Annotated in this window: 9 protein-coding genes; 4 read left to right on the forward strand and 5 right to left on the reverse strand. The window is 64.8% G+C overall.

The window, feature by feature from the left end:
* Nucleotides 1-252 precede the first annotated feature (252 nt).
* The 5 genes from VZQ01_RS36485 to VZQ01_RS36505 all read right to left on the reverse strand — a co-directional run bounded on the left by VZQ01_RS36485 (nt 253) and on the right by VZQ01_RS36505 (nt 7328).
* Nucleotides 253-1443 carry a Shedu immune nuclease family protein gene (locus VZQ01_RS36485; protein WP_426745958.1) on the reverse strand — a complete coding sequence of 397 codons (1191 nt, stop codon included), beginning with the start codon at nt 1441-1443 and terminating at the stop codon, nt 253-255.
* Nucleotides 1444-1491: 48 nt separating this feature from the next.
* Complete coding sequence (locus VZQ01_RS36490) at nt 1492-2037, reverse strand: hypothetical protein (protein ID WP_426745959.1); 546 nt, start codon at nt 2035-2037, stop codon at nt 1492-1494.
* Nucleotides 2038-2942: 905 nt separating this feature from the next.
* A complete protein-coding gene (locus VZQ01_RS36495; RefSeq protein ID WP_426745960.1) occupies nt 2943-4691 on the reverse strand; it encodes a hypothetical protein in 1749 nt (582 codons plus the stop codon).
* A gap of 32 nt (nt 4692-4723) precedes the next feature.
* On the reverse strand, nt 4724-6193 hold the full coding sequence (locus VZQ01_RS36500; protein ID WP_426745961.1) for a hypothetical protein: 1470 nt from the start codon (nt 6191-6193) through the stop codon (nt 4724-4726).
* Nucleotides 6194-6359: 166 nt separating this feature from the next.
* Nucleotides 6360-7328 (reverse strand): restriction endonuclease, encoded by a 969-nt coding sequence (locus VZQ01_RS36505; RefSeq protein WP_426745962.1) that lies wholly within the window; start codon nt 7326-7328, stop codon nt 6360-6362.
* Between the two features lie 1107 nt (nt 7329-8435).
* Here VZQ01_RS36505 and VZQ01_RS36510 point away from each other — a divergent pair.
* The 4 genes from VZQ01_RS36510 to VZQ01_RS36525 are packed head-to-tail and all read left to right on the forward strand — an operon-like array spanning nt 8436 to nt 16013.
* Entirely contained in the window at nt 8436-9653 is a 1218-nt protein-coding gene (locus VZQ01_RS36510; RefSeq protein ID WP_274622675.1) for an HlyD family secretion protein, read from the forward strand.
* Between the two features lie 2 nt (nt 9654-9655).
* Complete coding sequence (locus VZQ01_RS36515) at nt 9656-12415, forward strand: ATP-binding cassette domain-containing protein (protein ID WP_426745963.1); 2760 nt, start codon at nt 9656-9658, stop codon at nt 12413-12415.
* Nucleotides 12412-14523 carry an ATP-binding cassette domain-containing protein gene (locus tag VZQ01_RS36520; RefSeq protein WP_426745964.1) on the forward strand — a complete coding sequence of 704 codons (2112 nt, stop codon included), beginning with the start codon at nt 12412-12414 and terminating at the stop codon, nt 14521-14523. The genes VZQ01_RS36515 and VZQ01_RS36520 overlap by 4 nt, the downstream gene beginning before the upstream one ends.
* A complete protein-coding gene (locus VZQ01_RS36525; protein ID WP_426745965.1) occupies nt 14520-16013 on the forward strand; it encodes a TolC family protein in 1494 nt (497 codons plus the stop codon). The genes VZQ01_RS36520 and VZQ01_RS36525 overlap by 4 nt, the downstream gene beginning before the upstream one ends.
* The last annotated feature ends 4 nt before the right edge of the window (nt 16014-16017 follow it).

The following is a 16017-nucleotide window of genomic DNA, read 5'->3' on the forward strand; positions in this document are numbered from 1 at the left end:
CTTCAGATTGTTGGATGACTTCTGAGGCCGCATGGCCGAAAGAGGCTGACAAGAGGGCGAGGCGGTTCTGGAACCGCCAACGCTTCCCGATGAGCCTCGCCGAGTAGTTCGTCTACGCTGCTCGGAGGCGCAGTGCGTAGAAGCCTTTCTCACGACCGCATTGCACTGTTGTTTAGGGCTCGAGGGTGGGGCGATGGTGGTGGATGAAAACTGACAACGGATTCGACGATCCAACTCCACGCCGCTTGACTCCTACACCGCGCCGCTTTCCAAGAGGCGGATGAGAGTTTCAATTTTTTTGAATAGTTCGTCGAAGGTGATGATTTCTGTGCCTCGCTGCCCGCGTCGAAAGTATTCAAAGGAGTCTTTCATGTCGGCAGTTTCAAGTTGCTCTGTGTTGCCGACAACGACGAGGCACTTTGGATCTGCCAAGAGGAACCTCTCCTTCGACTTCAAATGCAGTTGGGCATAGTTCTCAAGGAACGTATCTTTGTACCGCCCGATTTGACCAACAGCACCGCATACGTCTCTGCTAACGGCAAAGACATCGGGTGGCCGGTAGGGTGACTTGCTCAGCAAAGGTGTCTCGGGTGTCTTGATTTCGACTACCATCACGTGACTGGTAAGTTCGCTTTGCAGGAGAAAGTCTGGCTGCTTTCCTCCAGTGTCCTCTAAACTCTTGCCGCCGACATAGGTCTTTGTGCCGAAAATCACGACTGGCATGGAGAACACCTGCGAGAAGACGAACGAATATTGCGTGAGGGTGGACTGCCAGAAGTTCTCGTCAGCGTTGCTCCTATTTGTGTTCCAGATAGAGAGTGCCTGCTTCAACATGCCAAGCCCGGCTAGAGCATTGAGCCCAGCCAAGTCTGCTGGAGCAAGCTTCGGCAGTGCCTCAACAACCTTCATCGCGTTGTCGTGGCCGGCGATCCATTTAAACAGTGACACAAGTCCTTCGGGGTTCATTGTCTCAATGACTCTTGCGGTGGCATCTAAGGTATCTAGGACCTTCGCGGCTTGAACGTAGTCGGAAAGCTCAAATTCATCCCCTGTGCTCGGAAGCCGTTTTCCGTTTCGCCAATAAACACCGTACAGGCCTCTCACGACATGAGTGAGTTGGTAAATTTCGTCGGTGCTTAACTCCAGCTTAATGCCAGAGCCTGCCGTCATGGAGGTCAGCTTCACCTGGGTTTCATCGACCCATTCCTCAGTTTGTTCGGATGGCTTGCGTTTTTGCCATACAAGCTCACCCCTGACTGGTTTCTTCTCGTCCTGCTTGTTGTTGACGAGTTGCGACTTAAAGACCAAGCGGGTTGTTTTGCCTGGTCGCAGGGTGATTGGTTCGATAGTGGCGGAATCAGGGCCGGTCTGCTTAATTTTTGCTCTCATGTTCACCTTGCCTGTGTTGGCCTGCCCCCACGACTCGGAATCGTCGCGTGCCATCGTTTAGAACGGTACCGCAGCGTCTGTTGAAATGGATCGAGCAGGCTCTCAATGAGAGCTCTGGACCGCAACCAGTACGTAACGGAACTCCCCATATCCTGTACCTTGTACGGTACTGTACGGCCTCCAGTTCATCGTATACCGTCCAGTCAGCGTCACAGACTCTGCGCGATTCCCCAAGGTGTTTTTCTTGGTATTAGGCTTCCAGGCAAGCAGTCCGGAGAGGGTTTCTCCCTCTCTAAAGGTATGCGGAAATGCATCCCCCTTGGCGGACCGAGCATTGCTGTTCCAGTACCCGGGGTTGTTCGTCAGAAACAGAGCGTATCCAACCAGCGGTGGGTTCCCTGTCAGCAGCGACTCGATGCGATTAATATCTTTCAGGTAGTCAAATCGCTTTTGCGAGGTGGCTGCTTGGTCAACTAGGCGAAAGGATTCGCCATTTCTTAAGGCAGCCAGGTCGTGCGTAATGTACTTCACCTCAATGGCACTGACGGAACCCGAGGCGTCTTCTACCCAAATGTCAAGGGCATCATTCTGTCTGCCAATCCCGAAGGCCGGATATTCCAGCCGGATTTTTAGGTCTTGATGCTGCATGCGTGTTCCAGCCGAATCGATCACCCATTCCGGACCAGCCCGATAACCCTCCATTACTTCTCGGCCCGCACATTCCCTTGCCCCGCCGAGGTCCCCGGAAGGCCGCTCCCACCAAGCGCGGAGTGGACTTACGGGGACCGAGCCCGCAGGCTTCACTTTCCGCCCAGATGAGCGACCCCTTCGGAATCGGTGAATGATTGATTTTGAAATCGGTGATCGGAATCGACCGGAGCACGCATGCTGCATCCGGATTTGCCAAGCCAGCTCGTGCTGGAAATCCGCTTCAGAGTGAAAGACGAGTCGTCTGGCAGACAAGTTTTGCATCAACTGGTGCAGATCCAAGTGCATCATGCCCATCTCCTTCTTCCCGTCACACAGTTCGATCCTAAGAGTCTGTTGAATGGAGCCCACGGAAACCCAGCCGGGCACAAAAGCGAGCGCATCGTGCGGGGAGGTCTCGGGAAAGAACTCTTTCTGAAACGTTGCAGCAAAGGCACAGCGCTGCTCCGTCCCGGCCCCCGTAGCCCAGCACGTTAGGCAACTGGACATCGACAAGGCGGCGCTCAACAGGAAGCTAAAGAACCTCTCCCAACACCTTCTGTCGCCCACATTGGATGGCTTCGAGAACCAATCCAAACCCACCGTAGAATCAGAAGAGCGTCAGCAGCGCAATGCGCAAAGGCGGTAGTGGGTTGAAGAAGCCGGTGACGAGCAACCCGAGGGTAATCACCGCGACAAGGCAAGCCATGGGGCTATCCTAAACCCTTGGACATGAACACTGTTCGTCCGACAGCGGCTGCGGATTCAGGAGCCCCTCTGTGGCCTTGATATATGACTGTGACAGCTCCGTGGAGAGGTCATCCGCCTTACCTCTGACCATGGCCTTCCGGATCACCTGAAGTGGGCTAAACCCATCGGCGAGGCATTTTGACTGTCCTGACAGCGCTCCCCTTGATTGTCGTCACAGGTTGGCGGGTGTCTGGAAGATCGGGTAGAGCGCCTCCCAGCGCGACGGCTAGTTGCGCATAGGCCCCGGCGATCGGGTGATTCTGTAGGAAATCCGGGATAGGCGGCGCCATACGCCTTCGGAGCGTCTTACCGAAGTGCTCGGAGGATCCTTTCGCCAATGTTTCTAACATCGGGAGCGCAGAGCCTCCCCCGGTCAGAACAACCCGCAGTTCCGCATCGTAGAATCCGGTCTTGTCCTTCCCAGCTGCATCAAGGACCTCGCGGCACTTGGCTTCGAGCTTCTCTCGAAAGGCTCCGAGCGCCGGGTTCTGAAGGAAGCTGTCAAGCCTCACAATTCCGGTGCGATCATCGCTAAGGCGGAAAGTAAGCGCCCCTTCCTGGAAGAGCCGCTCTTTATACTCGCGAATGCGCAGTTGTAGTTGTGAGTTGATCAAACCGAATGAAGGGTCGTTTGCATCAACCTCCGCCTGCTTGATGATAGTCGTTCGGAGGATTTGGTCGACGGTGTCGCCTGCTTGGCGGACGCCGAGCGTCGTGCCCTCAATAGGCGTAATGCGGAAGAGTTCTTGGTCTGGGTTTTCTACGACAATGAAGAGACCGAAGTCCGTGGTGCCTGCGCCAATGTCGATGACGAGGACTAGTTGGCGGGTAGGTTCGTCGGTCTGGAGCCGGCTGTTCCCTGCGGCAATTGGCTCAAGAACCGACTCGCCGATTAGCTCCATCGGCCAAGCGGTACGTGCTTCCACCACTTGGTCCATTACCGCGCGGACGTGCTCAGCTCGAAGCCCTTCGTTCCACCGGCCGCGGAATGTGTCAGCTACCATTTGTGCTCGCGCAAGGTACTCCCGTAACAACGGCTCCATGACGCGAGACTGATCCGTGTCCCAACACGGTAGTGCGAAGCGGCGCCGCACGTAGCGGGAGTGCCCCTGCCGGACAAGCTCGGCCTCCGCCATGTCAGTAAGGTACGCGAGGTAGAACGTAAGCGCATCGCCGTAGGTAAGGGGGATTGAGGTTGGGTTCTCGGTCCCCTCCTTCAACCTCGTAGTGAGACGGTGCTCGCTGCCCTGGCTAAGTTGTTGCTTGAGACTATCGAGGCGTTTCCGCTCTGTATCGTGTTGGGCAAAGCTTCGTTCGAGCGCGGCGTGCCCCACGAAGAGAAGCCCTGATTCATCGACCCATACTGCGGACGTAAGTGGGTAGGGCAGCACTTCACCGGCCTGCTGGCCAAGTCCCAGTTCAATGAGCTGGAAGCCGTTCGTCTCTCGCCGAGTCGCGAAGGCCTTCGACTTCGCCGTGCCAAAGTCGAGGCAGAGCGTGATCTCAGCGTCCTCGACCTTGCTCCTCTGCGCATCAATGATGAGTTTGGGGGGCGGAGCAACTGCGGCTTTGCTTCGCGTAGGAATCGGCTGCTGTTGGTTGCCAATCGCGCCAGTCGATGCGGCAGAGATGGAAGAGCGAGGCTGGCTGTCCAGCGCCTCGGAAGTGGCGATGGATGGCCCCATTGCTGGCTGAGTGGCATCGTCAATCGCTCTGGGCTTGTCTAACCGGGCCAGCGCGTACTCAAGCGCCGCATACTCCAGATCCGAAAGCGCTCCTTGTAGCCGGTAGCGCTTCGTAGATGGGTCACGCTCGATGCGCCCGAGCAGACTCTCCAGCAACGTCTTGGCGGTAATGCCGTCCATTCCCCCTCCGAAGTCTTGGCGAACCTCGATTATTACCGAGGTTCGCCAGACGGCTCAACTAACGCCCGGAGCACCAAGCGCGTTGCCCCTCCCTCAAGGCGCTGCTCGACCGCAGGCTGAACCAAGCGGACCCAACGCACCCCAGGTACTGGCCGACCCACCATCTCATGCTCGACCGGAGAGAACTCGACGACCTCTCCTGGGTGCCCTCGCAGTTTCAGCCTCCGTTGGCCGGCAAAGGACAGCACCGTCCCGGAGAGATCAGCAGCCCGAGCTGATAGGGAACGGATCGGCGGCGCAGCATCGGGGGCTAAGATCTCAAGCTCCGGGAGAACCGACCGCTCAACATGGGTCGTCGCGGAAGAGACCTGCGCACACAGTCGTAGCAGCTCCGCTAGGGTCAAGTTCTCGCTCGCCTCTCGGTCTGCCGTCAGTAGCGCTGACCCCTCACCTCGGGGAGAGTGCATCGGCGCGGTCCCGGTCAGCCACGCCTGCACTTCGGGCGGGACCCCAGGCTCCCCTGCGAGCTGTGCCAGCATCCGCTGCGCCGCAGCCCCTGGGCCCGACACGAGTTCCAAGCGTTTCAGGAGCTGTTGGTCCGTCCGCCCCTGGCGAGCCAGCAGCAGAATTGCCTCGCGGAGGTCGCGTACGACGGGGCGAGCATCTGCGCATTGTTCGAGGAATCGTACCCATTGGTGCGGCTGGAACCACTCCCGTACATGGACGACCGGCTCGTACGTTCGATCGTCGGCTGCAAGCGAGAATCGGATACGCACGAGCGTGTGCGTAAGGCGAAGGGTTCGGGCCGCGACCTGCTCAATAACCTCGCGCTCAACCTCGTTCGGGGATGTTTTCGAGCGAGGTCGCACCATCCTCGCCAGGGCACGGCTAGCCTCCCAGGTCGCTTCGGTTCCACCCGCTAGGTGGTCCTCCAGCGCTTGGAGGATCCGTATCACCCGCCGCGTCAAGCTCTCTATGGGGTTTTGCGTTTCGGGCTTCCATACTTCAAGGTGCCCGGCGAGCGATTGGAGGAGGGGATCCACTGAGGGCAGCGCTTTGACCAAGACTCGCACGGCCTCCGCACGTGCCGTCTCCGCAGCCTCTTCCTCGATAATGAACTCCGCGAGGAATCCGGTGACCCAGTCTCCATGTGCGAACTCCATCGCACGGACGACGTACATCCGGTCATCGGGGTCGGTGAGGACGTTGATGCGGGGTAGCGGCTCCGCAACTGCCTTGGTGAGGTGCCCAGCAAAGCGTGCCTGGTCCCGCGCCGAACGCACCTGCGCGTGCAGCCGCATCAACGTCGAGATTGCAAGGAGGCGCTCCTCATCGGCTCCAACGCTCGCCGCCTTTGTCAACGCCTCCAATACTTGGTCAATCCGACTATCACGCAACGCAGCCGAAACTGCGCGCTCAGCAGCGAGCCGCTTCAGTGCGGCGTACCGTTCACGCACTAAGTCCACAGCAAAGAAGGCGTGGAGGGCTTCGTTGGTGCTCATGGGTAAGGGTCCCCCGGCCTACACAATCCGCCGGTTGTACCCTCTTGCGCGCCTCTGTGCACGGTCCGTCAGCATGTGCCCCTCCGGCGGCGCGGAAAAGCCGTGCTCAGGGGGAGGCCGGATGACCCTCCCAGAGAACTACCTTCGCGGACTTTGAAGAAGCGGTTCAGATTCCCTGGGTCAGCGGGCGGAGCAGGGGCACCTTGTCCACGATGGCAGCTCGGACTTTGGTCTTCAGGAATTCCTTAAGATCCTTCTTAGCGTCCAAGAGCTGGACGAACTCTTCCAGCTCGCAAAGTACGAAGACTGCTTGTTGGAGCGACTCCTTGCAGGAAGCGAGCGCCGCAGGGGTGTAGCCCGGGTGGGCGATGTAAATGCCGCGGGATTGCCCGCGGGTGAAGACGCGGACGAGGTGCTGGGCCACATCTCCCGGGCCGACCCGCTGGTCCCACCACTTCGCCTCCACGAGGTAGACCTCACCGTCGAGTTCCACCACGCCGTCGATCTGCTCGATGATTCCCTGGCCCTTCTCGCCCCGGATCCTGAACGCCTCGCGCACGAGGATGCCGTGCGCCTTGAAGAGGCGGTTGAGCACGCCCTCCAGCGCCGTACCGCGCGCCCAGGGGTCGGCCATGCTGAAGAGGGAGAAGAGAGCGCTCTTTATCTCCTCCAGTTCCTGCTCGCGCTGGCGCTTGAGATTGGCTTCCTGCTCGTACTTGTCGGAGTGCTGCTTCTTGCGTAGCGCGTCCTGCTCCTGCTGGATGCGGGTGAAGGTGTCCTTCACGTTCACCAGCCGCCGGATGTCCGCGACCAGCGCCTTGGCCTTGTTCCGGTCGTTCTCCCAGCAGACGGAGAAGTCCTCGAACTCAATCACGCGCCGGAGCACCTCCCGCCGCTCTCGCAGGGTGGACTCTCCTCGCGCGTTGAGCCGGGCGAGCACGGTCCGGACCATGTCGTGCTTCCTGACCTCGTCCTTGGACGTCGCGAGCTTCTGGGCGAGGTCACCTGTGACCTGCGCTCCTACCCCCGCCCCCTGGAAGAAGAGCAGGACGTCCCTCTTGGATTTGCAGAGGGCGGGGATGGCCTCGACGAGGAGGCCCATCAAATCGGGCGGGAAGTGGAAGGTGATGTCCATGGCTGCCGACGCCCACGATAGGATCGGCCCCCGACACCTGAACAGATCTGTACGGATTTTGTACGGACCGGGCCGGTGACGTGCGAACGCCAGCGACGGCCTGTGGTCAGTAAGAATAGGGGGTTACGGCCAAGGGTTCAGATGGTGAGGGGCAGGGCCGGGATTATGAGACCGCCGCTCTAACCAAGTGAGCTACCTGGACACAAAGTGACGCCCGTATAGCGGGACAGGGACGCCGTCGCAAGGACTTCGACGCAGGGCGGCTCGGAAGGGACAGCCCTGGGCGGACTGGGGGACCGGACTCATGGCGGAGGGGCCTCCCGCGCTCCGGGCAGCAGGTCAGGACCGCTGGGCTCCAGGAGGACGTGAGGCCGATACGTCGGGCCCGGTCCAAGACCCGTCCGTGGATGCGCGGGCCCTTGGCGCGACCCTGCGACTCCAGGCTCGCGGCGACGGCTCCGACGGCCGCGTGGATCCGGTGACGGCGAAGAAGTTCCACGAGGGCGTCAAGGTGCCCCGAGAACGCCCCGCAGCATTGCTTGAGAGGGTTGGCCGTACTTCTCGGGTAGGCCTCTGCACCCGCGCCCGCCTTCACACGCCAGAACTGGGCGCGAAACCAGCTCAATCAGGCCGATTTGCTCATCAATGCTGGTGCGACACACGGTGAAGCAGAGATACATGGCGGGGAGCCTGTCCGACTTGCAAGGTTGGGATTGAGGTGGCGCCCGACTTGAAGACGTCGCCAGAAATAAAAAAGAGGAGCTGATGGAATAATCCCCATCAACTCCTCTCGGACGATCTTGAAATGAGGTACGACCCGCCGAGACATCCGGCGTCAAGACAACTCACTACTTAGCGAGCCTTGGGGCCGCCGCGGACGTGGATCTTGATCTTCATGTGTGCCTCCTTTCAAGACGAACGCTAAGTGTAATCGAGTCTGGATGTCAAATCGAACAAGCGATCAATGTGCGACGCATTGCGGCGATGTGAACGAGCGTCCGTGTCGCATCGAGGTGCCTGTATTGAGTCAGAGGGAGAGTGCATCATTCAGCAGCGGCCGAGGTGTTGACACGGTGCGACCATTAAGGCGACTTTCGTTCACGGACCATGGCATATCCCTTCGAGCGGACCCTTCGTTCCCTGAACTACGAGTCGGACACGCGCCTCGTGTTCGTCGCTCTGATGGTCTTGTGTGCTGGCGGGCTCGTCGCCTGGTCGTTGTTCGCCAAGGTCCCGCTCGTCAAGGCCAGCTCACAGGCGCGGATCGAGCCCCATAACGCCGTCCATCGCATCGAGCCGCCCAGTGCGGGCAGGGTCGTGCGCTCGTTGCTCAAGCTCGACCAGACGGTCAAGGAAGGCGACCTGCTCATCGAGTTCGACGCACGGGCCGAACGCCTCGAACTCGAGCGGAGCCAGGCGACGCTCGCCGCGACCGAGAAGGAACTCGCCATCATCCGCCAGCAGATCACCAACAAGCGCGACGAGGCGGCCCTGACGGCGGCGGTGGACGAGGTGGCCATCAAGGAGGCGCTGGAGCGGGAGCAGGAGCTCGCGCCCAGGCACCGGCTCGCGGTGGAGCGCGCGGAGCTGGCCCTCAAGAGCCCGACGGGCGCGGTCTCCGAGATGGAGAAGCTCGAGCGCACGACCGATGTCGACGCGCTCCGCTCCGCGAAGGCGGCGCAGAGCCTGGCGCTCACCCGACTGCGACGCGAGCAGAACGTGCGCCGTCAAGCCCTCGCCGCGCAGCTGCTGGAGCTCGAGCGGGAGGCGCTGGGCGCCGAGGGGCGCATCCGGGAGCTTCAGGGCGCCATCGACCGCCTCGAGTACCAGATTGACCGGAAGCTGTACCGGGCGCCGGCCACGGGCCACCTGGTCGACGTGGCGGAGCTCGGCTCGGGAGCATTCATCGCCGACGGGCAGCGGGTCGGCACCATCGTCGCGAGCGACGCCGAGGTGCGCGTGCGCGCCCGCTTCCCGAAGGAGGTCGTCGGGTTGATCGAACCCGGTCAGACCGCGCGCCTCAAGCTCGACGGCTACCCGATGACCATCTACGGGACGGTCCCCGCCAGGGTGACGGCCGTCGGGACCGAGCCCGGCCAGACCGCCACGCCCGAGGCCATCCCGGGCACGGTGCGCGTCGAGCTCAAGTTCGCGCCGCCGGAGGACCCCCGCATCCAGCTTCGCCACGGCATGACCCTGTCGGTGGAGGTCGAGGTCGCGCGGGCGTCGCCCGTCGCGCTGCTGATGCGGGCGGTCGGCGAATGGAATCCGCAGCCCGATGAGCCGCCCGTGACCGTGTTTCGGCCCGAAGCCGAGGCCCGCTGACCATGACTCCACCCAGGCGTCGGTCCTCAATCATTCCCGAGGTGATCCAGATCTCGGCGACGGATTGCGGCCCTGCTTCACTCAAGAGCCTGTTCGCGGGGATGGGCGCCGAGCTCAACTATCGCGTCCTCCGCGAGGTGTGTCAGACGGACGTCGACGGCACCTCGATCGTCACCTTGGACGAGGTCGCCAACCAGCTCGGGCTCGACTCCGAGCAGGTGATGCTCCCGCTGGACCACGTGGTGGTCCCCGAAGCCAAGGCGCTTCCCGCCATCATCGTCACGCTCAGCGCGGGAGGGCGGCCGCACTTCGTGGTGCTGTGGAATCGCATCGGCCCGTTCATCCAGGTCATGGACCCGGCGGCGGGCCGCCACTGGACCCGGATCTCGACGCTGCTGAGCCACCTGTACCAGCACACCACCTCCGTTCCGGCGGACGGCTGGCGCGAGTGGGCCGGGTCCGAGGAGGCGGTCGCCACGTTCGAGCGCCGCCTGCTGGACCTGGGGGCGACGCAGGCGCGGGCGCTGGTGGCCCAGGCGCTCGAGGACCCCGGGTACCTGTCGATCGCCAGGCTCGACGCCGCGTGCCGGGCGTCCGAGGCGATGATTCGCGCGGGCGCCGTCCGGAGAGGCCGGACGGCGGCCAGTCTGCTGCAATCCATGGTCGCGAAGGACGCCTCCGGCGAGGTGCCCATTCCCGCGACCTATTGGTCCGTTCGCCCCAACCCCGAGGTGGACGGCGAGCTGTCGATGACCGGCGCGGTGCTGATGCGCATTCGCGGCTGGCGCGAGGCTCCGCGCGAGGGCGAGGACGCCCCCCGGGCGGTGCTCGCGAGCGACCTGGCGACGGAGCTCGTCGCCAAGCAGGTGAGCCCGGCGCGGACGCTGCTGCGCCTTCGAGGCCAGGATTCGTGGCTCGTTCCGGGCCTGATTGTGATGGGCCTGGTGTTCGCCACCTTCGGGCGTCTCCTGCAAGCGCTGATGCTGCGTGGCGTGCTCGACCTGGGGCGCGACCTGGGCACGTTCGCGCAGCGTGCGACGGGCATGGCCGTGCTCGCGGGCGTCGCGCTCTGCTTCATGCTCATCCAGATCCCCATCTCCTTGGGGCTGCTCGGCATCGGCCGCCGGCTGGAGGTGCGGCTGCGCAAGGCGTACTTCGAGAAGCTCCCGGAGATGGAGGACCGCTATTTCCAGAGCCGGCTCGCCTCCGACATGGCGTCGCGCACGCACAACATCCAGGCGATGCGCTCGCTGCCGCTCCTGCTCTCGCAGGCCTTGATCCTGTCGCTCGAGGTCGTGAGCATCACCGTCGCGCTCATCTGGGCCGCGCCGTACGCATGGCACATCGTGCTCGCGCTCGCGGCGGTCACGCTGCTGGTGCCCCTGATGGCCCAGAAGCTGCTCTTCGAGCCCGACCTGCGCGTGCAGATGCACTCGGGCGCGCTCAGCGGCTTCACCCTGAACGCGCTCGTCGGGCTCACGCCGATCCGCATCCACGGCGCCGAGCGGTCGCTGCGCCGCGCGCAGGAGACCTTGCTCGTCAGCTGGACCAAGGCGCGCTACTGGCTGCAGACGCTGTCGGTCGGGTTCGAGGGCGTGCTGATGCTGGTGAGCTACGGCCTGGTCATGCTGCTCGTCTATTCGTACCTCGCGGGCACGAGCCGGGCTTCGCTGGTGCTGCTGGTCGTCTACTGGGCGCTGCGCTTCCCCATCCTCGGCCAGCGGCTGATGGTGCTGAGCCGCGCGTTCCCGAACGCGATGAACCGGGTCCGCCGGCTCCTCGACGTCATCGGCGACATCAAGGAGCCGCAGGCCCGGCCCGAGGCGCCGGTGCAGGCGCCCGTCGCGCCCGCGGCCTCGGCCGACGCGAGCGGCGTTTCGATCGTGATGGAGAAGGTCCGCGTGAAGGGCGGCGGTCACACCATCCTCGACAAGGTCTCCTTGAACATCGCCCCCGGCGAGCACGTGGCCGTGGTCGGTGTCTCCGGTGCGGGCAAGTCGACGCTGGTCGGCCTCCTGCTCGGCTGGCTCCGGCCGGCGCGTGGTGAGATCCGGGTCGACGGGCAGGTGCTCGACCAGGCCGCCATCGAGCGGCTGCGGCGGACCACGGCCTGGGTGGACCCGGCGATCAGCCTCTGGAACCAGAGCCTCCTCGACAACCTCCGGTACGGCAACGACGGCGCGCACGGCTGGGCCCTGTCGGGAGCGCTCAAGGGCGCGGAGATGCTCGACATCCTCGAGGCGCTTCCAGACGGGCTGCAGACGTCGTTGGGCGAGGGCGGAGGGCTGGTCTCCGGTGGCCAGGGTCAGCGCGTGCGCCTGGCGCGCGCGATGCTTCGCTCCGGCGTGCGTCTGGCCATCCTCGACGAGCCCTTTCGCGGTCTCGATCGCGACCGGCGCGCGCGGCTGCTCGCCGAGTCCCGGCGGCTCTGGAAGGACATCACGCTCCTCTGCGTCACCCACGACGTCGAGCACACCCAGGAGTTCGATCGCGTGCTCGTGGTCGAGAACGGCCGGATCCTCGAGAACGGGTCGCCGAAGGAGCTGCTCGCGAACCAGGAGTCGCGGTACGCGGTGCTCCTTCGCGCCGACCAGGAGAATCGCACCCTGCTGTGGGGCGGCGGGCGCTGGCGCCACTGGTGGCTGTCGGGCGGCCAGCTGGTGGAGAGGCCGGCGCCGAACCCGGCGGAGACGCCAGCGCCAGAGCCGGTGGAGACGCCTGCCGCGAAGCCCGGCTCGGGCGGGTTGGGGCTGGTGGGATGACGCGCGCGAACTCCGACCTGTTGTGGCCGGTCGAGCGACTGCCGGACGCGCTGGAGCAGCTGGCGCAGCGGCAAGGCTATGGCAGGGCCGGGGGCGAGATAGCTCCGCCCGCGGCGGCCGTCGAGCCGAGCCGGGTCTGGATGTTCGCGCTCGGAGACCGGCTCGGCGTGGAGCTCGAGCCGATCACACCGCTCTACCATGAGCTGCCCGACGTCCTCGCGCGCGCCGCGCCCTGCATCCTCCAGGTCCGGCGAGACGGCGTCCCGTCCTATCTGGTGCTGCTGGGGACACGGCGCGGGAAGCTGCGCCTGCTCGCGTGCGACGGCACCGCCGTCCTGGTCCCGAAGAAGAGCGCGCTCGCGCTCCTGCGCGAGGAGCAGGAGGCCACCGCCGCGGAGGTCGACCAGCTGCTCGGCGGCGTGGAGATGTCGCCCCGCGCGCGCGAGCACGCCCGCTCACAGATGCTGCTGCAGCGGCTCGGCCAGGCGCAGCTGCGCACCGGCTGGATCATGCGCCCCCGGCGCACCGCGAGCCGGCGGACGCTGCTCGGCGACATCCCGTCGCTCATCGCCGGCATCCTCGTGAGCCACACGCTGCTCTCGCTGGTGCTGGCCTTCTCGTTCTGGCTGCTCGGCCGGGCCGCGCTCCAGGCCCACCTGGAGACCGGCTGGTTCCTGGGGTGGATCGCCGTCATCGCGTGCGCGATTCCGCTGCGCATGCTCGAGGTGTGGTGGCAGGGCGTGTTCTCCATCCGGCTCGGGACGCTGCTCAAGCAGCAGCTCCTCACGGGAACCCTCAAGCTGACCCCCGACGAGGTGCGGCTGGACGGCATCGGCCGTCATTTCGGCCGCGTCGCCGAGTCCGAGGTCGTCGAGCAGCTCGCGGTCGGCGGCGCCCTGCTCGCGGTGTTGTCGCTCGTCGACCTGGTCCTGGCGGGGGGCATCCTCGTGCTCGGGGCGGGAGGGTGGCCCCAGACGCTGGTGCTCGTGCTGTGGGTCGTGGTCGCGTTCGTCCTCGCGCGCCGTCACTACGGCGTCCAGCGGGCGTGGTCGAGCGCGCGCGTCGAGATCACCCACGACCTGCTCGAGCGCATGCTCGGCCATCGCACGCGGCTGGCGCAGCTCCCCCTCGAGCGCTGGCACGATGGCGAAGACATCCGCTTGAGCGCCTACTCCGAGGTCTCGAAGGTCATGGACCGCCGGACCATGCAGCTGACGGCGCTGCTGCGCGACGGCTGGTTGGTGCTCGCCCTGCTGACCTTGCTGCCGGCGTTCAGCACCGGGACGGCCAATGCCAGCGCGCTGGCGGTGTCCGTGGGCGGCATCCTGCTCGCGCTGCGGGCCTTCGACGAGGTCGCCGTCTACTTCCAGCAGGTCTCCCAGGCGGCGGTGTCGTTCGAGCAGATCCGCGACCTGCTGGCCGCGGTGGGCCGCCCCGAGCTCGAATCGAAGGTCCCCCTCGAGATGGAGGGAGGCAAGCCCACGGACGCCGACAGTGGGACGCTCATCGAGGCGCGGGGCCTGACCTTCCGGCACGACGCGCGCACCCGGCCGGTCATCGAGAACTGCTCGTTCCAGATCGCGAAGGACGACCGCATCCTGCTGGAGGGCCCCTCCGGCGGTGGCAAGTCGACGCTGGTGTCGCTGCTCACGGGCCTGCGCTCGCCGCAGGGCGGTGTGATGCTGCTGCACGCGCTGGACCGCGCGACGTTCGGCGCCTCGGGCTGGCGCAAGCGTGTCACCGCCGCGCCGCAGTTCCACGAGAACCACGTCCTGTCCGGCAGCTTCGCGTACAACCTCCTGCTCGGGCGCGAGTGGCCGACGTCGCCCGAGCTGCGGGCCAAGGCCGCCGCGCTGTGCAAGGAGCTCGGGCTGGACGAGCTGATCGCCAAGATGCCCGCCGGCCTGGAGGAGATGATCGGCGAGACCGGCTGGCAGCTCTCGCATGGCGAGAAGAGCCGGCTCTACATCGCGCGCACGCTCTTGCAGGGGGTCGAGCTGGTCATCCTCGACGAGAGCTTCGCCTCACTTGATCCGGAGACCATGAGGGTCGCGCAGCGCTGCGTCCTCAACCACGCGAAAGCCCTCGTGGTCGTCAGCCACCCATGAGACTTCGACTCCCGCTCGCCCTCCTCGCGACGACCTTCTCCGGTTGTGGGCTGGTCCGTCCCGTCGTCGTCACTCCGCCACCGGCGCCGAGCACCTACTCGACCGCCATCGAGCCGCGCGCCGAGCCGCCCGCGCCGTCCACCGCACCCGAGGGCGGGGCTCCAGACCCGCGGCCGTCGAAGGAGGGTGGGCCCGCGCGGCCCGCCGAGCACGTCACCCAGGACGAGGTCTGGTGGTCGGCGTTCGCCGACCCGGCGCTCGACGCGGCCATCCAGGAGTGCTTCAGCAACAGCCTGGTCCTGCACGACGTGCGGGACCTCATCTACGAGAACCAGCTCGACCCCAACGTGCCGCAAGGTTGGTGGTACCCGCTCCAGGTCGGCGTCCTCAACCCGGCGGGGCTGAGTCAGGTCGTCGCCATCGTCCCGCCCGCGCCGGCGACCCAGGCCCGGTACAGCATCGCCACCGCGGATGTCGGTCTGACCTACCAGGTCGACCTGTTCGGCAACCTCGCCGCGCAGCGGAGCGCGGGCTTGAACTTCGCCGAGCAGCAGCGTCAGCTCACCGAGGCCCGCGTCCAGGACCTCGCGCAGCGCATCGCCCAGGTCTGGTTCGACATCCTCGAGGCCCGCGCGCTCAGGGACCTCACTCAGCGGCAGATCGACTACAACAAAGAGCTGCTCCGCCTGATTCAAGCGCGGTTCGAGCAGCACCTCACGCCCCGGCTCGCGGTGCTGCAGCAGGAGCAGCTGCTCTTGAACCTCGAGGCGCAGGTGCCGCTCATCTCCGCCCGGAACGCGCTCTTGAACTCGGAGCTGAAGGCGCTGCTGGGCCGGGTCCCCAGCCCCGCGGACGACATCGTTCCCCTCGAGCGACAGCTTCCAGATCTCCCGCCTTCGCCCAACCTCGGAACGCCAGGAGACCTGAACGCGAACACGCCGGAGATGCGGCTCCAGGAGCTGCGCGTCGCCGAGGTCGAGCACCGCATCAACGCGAACCGGGCGAGCTGGCTTCCGGTGATCCAGCTGGTGGGCAGCGTGGGCGCCGCGAAGGTCGGCCTCTCGGAGCCGGTCCTCCACCAGTCCGTCGTCGGCGTGAACCTGACCTGGGCGATGTTCGATGGAAGGCGCTTCACCGAGCACAAGCGACTGCCCATCCAGCTCCACCGTCGCCATGTCCAATACGAGCTCGCGCTGAACACGGCGATCGGCCGGGTGCAGGATGCCGTGGTCCAGGAGGAGACCGGGGCGACGAGCCTGCGCGCCCTGCGTGCGCAGGTCCTGCTGGGGCAGCAGCTCCTGGACGAGGCGAGGCGGCTCTTCGAGCAGGGGCGCTCGGACTACCTGACGGTGCTCTCCGCCCTGACGAACCTGGTCGGGCTCGAGCGCGCGAGTCTGCAAGCACAACGGCTGCTGCTCAACCATCGCGTCGCGGTCTATCGTTCGCTCGGCGGCACCTGGTCGCGCGACGTCACACTGAAGCGGGAGTGAGAAG

The sequence above is a fragment of the Myxococcus faecalis genome (genome assembly GCF_050039385.1).
In the GTDB taxonomy this organism is placed as follows: Bacteria; Myxococcota; Myxococcia; order Myxococcales; family Myxococcaceae; genus Myxococcus; species Myxococcus fulvus.

What these genes read in the sequence shown, in the direction of transcription:
- VZQ01_RS36525 (WP_426745965.1), top strand. Translation starts at nt 14,520, where the DNA reads ATGAGACTTCGACTCCCGCTCGCCCTCCTCGCGACGACCTTCTCCGGT.
- VZQ01_RS36500 (WP_426745961.1), bottom strand. Translation starts at nt 6,193, where the DNA reads ATGAGCACCAACGAAGCCCTCCACGCCTTCTTTGCTGTGGACTTAGTG.
- VZQ01_RS36505 (WP_426745962.1), bottom strand. Translation starts at nt 7,328, where the DNA reads ATGGACATCACCTTCCACTTCCCGCCCGATTTGATGGGCCTCCTCGTC.
- VZQ01_RS36510 (WP_274622675.1), top strand. Translation starts at nt 8,436, where the DNA reads ATGGCATATCCCTTCGAGCGGACCCTTCGTTCCCTGAACTACGAGTCG.
- VZQ01_RS36515 (WP_426745963.1), top strand. Translation starts at nt 9,656, where the DNA reads ATGACTCCACCCAGGCGTCGGTCCTCAATCATTCCCGAGGTGATCCAG.
- VZQ01_RS36485 (WP_426745958.1), bottom strand. Translation starts at nt 1,443, where the DNA reads ATGGCACGCGACGATTCCGAGTCGTGGGGGCAGGCCAACACAGGCAAG.
- VZQ01_RS36490 (WP_426745959.1), bottom strand. Translation starts at nt 2,037, where the DNA reads ATGCAGCATCAAGACCTAAAAATCCGGCTGGAATATCCGGCCTTCGGG.
- VZQ01_RS36495 (WP_426745960.1), bottom strand. Translation starts at nt 4,691, where the DNA reads ATGGACGGCATTACCGCCAAGACGTTGCTGGAGAGTCTGCTCGGGCGC.
- VZQ01_RS36520 (WP_426745964.1), top strand. Translation starts at nt 12,412, where the DNA reads ATGACGCGCGCGAACTCCGACCTGTTGTGGCCGGTCGAGCGACTGCCG.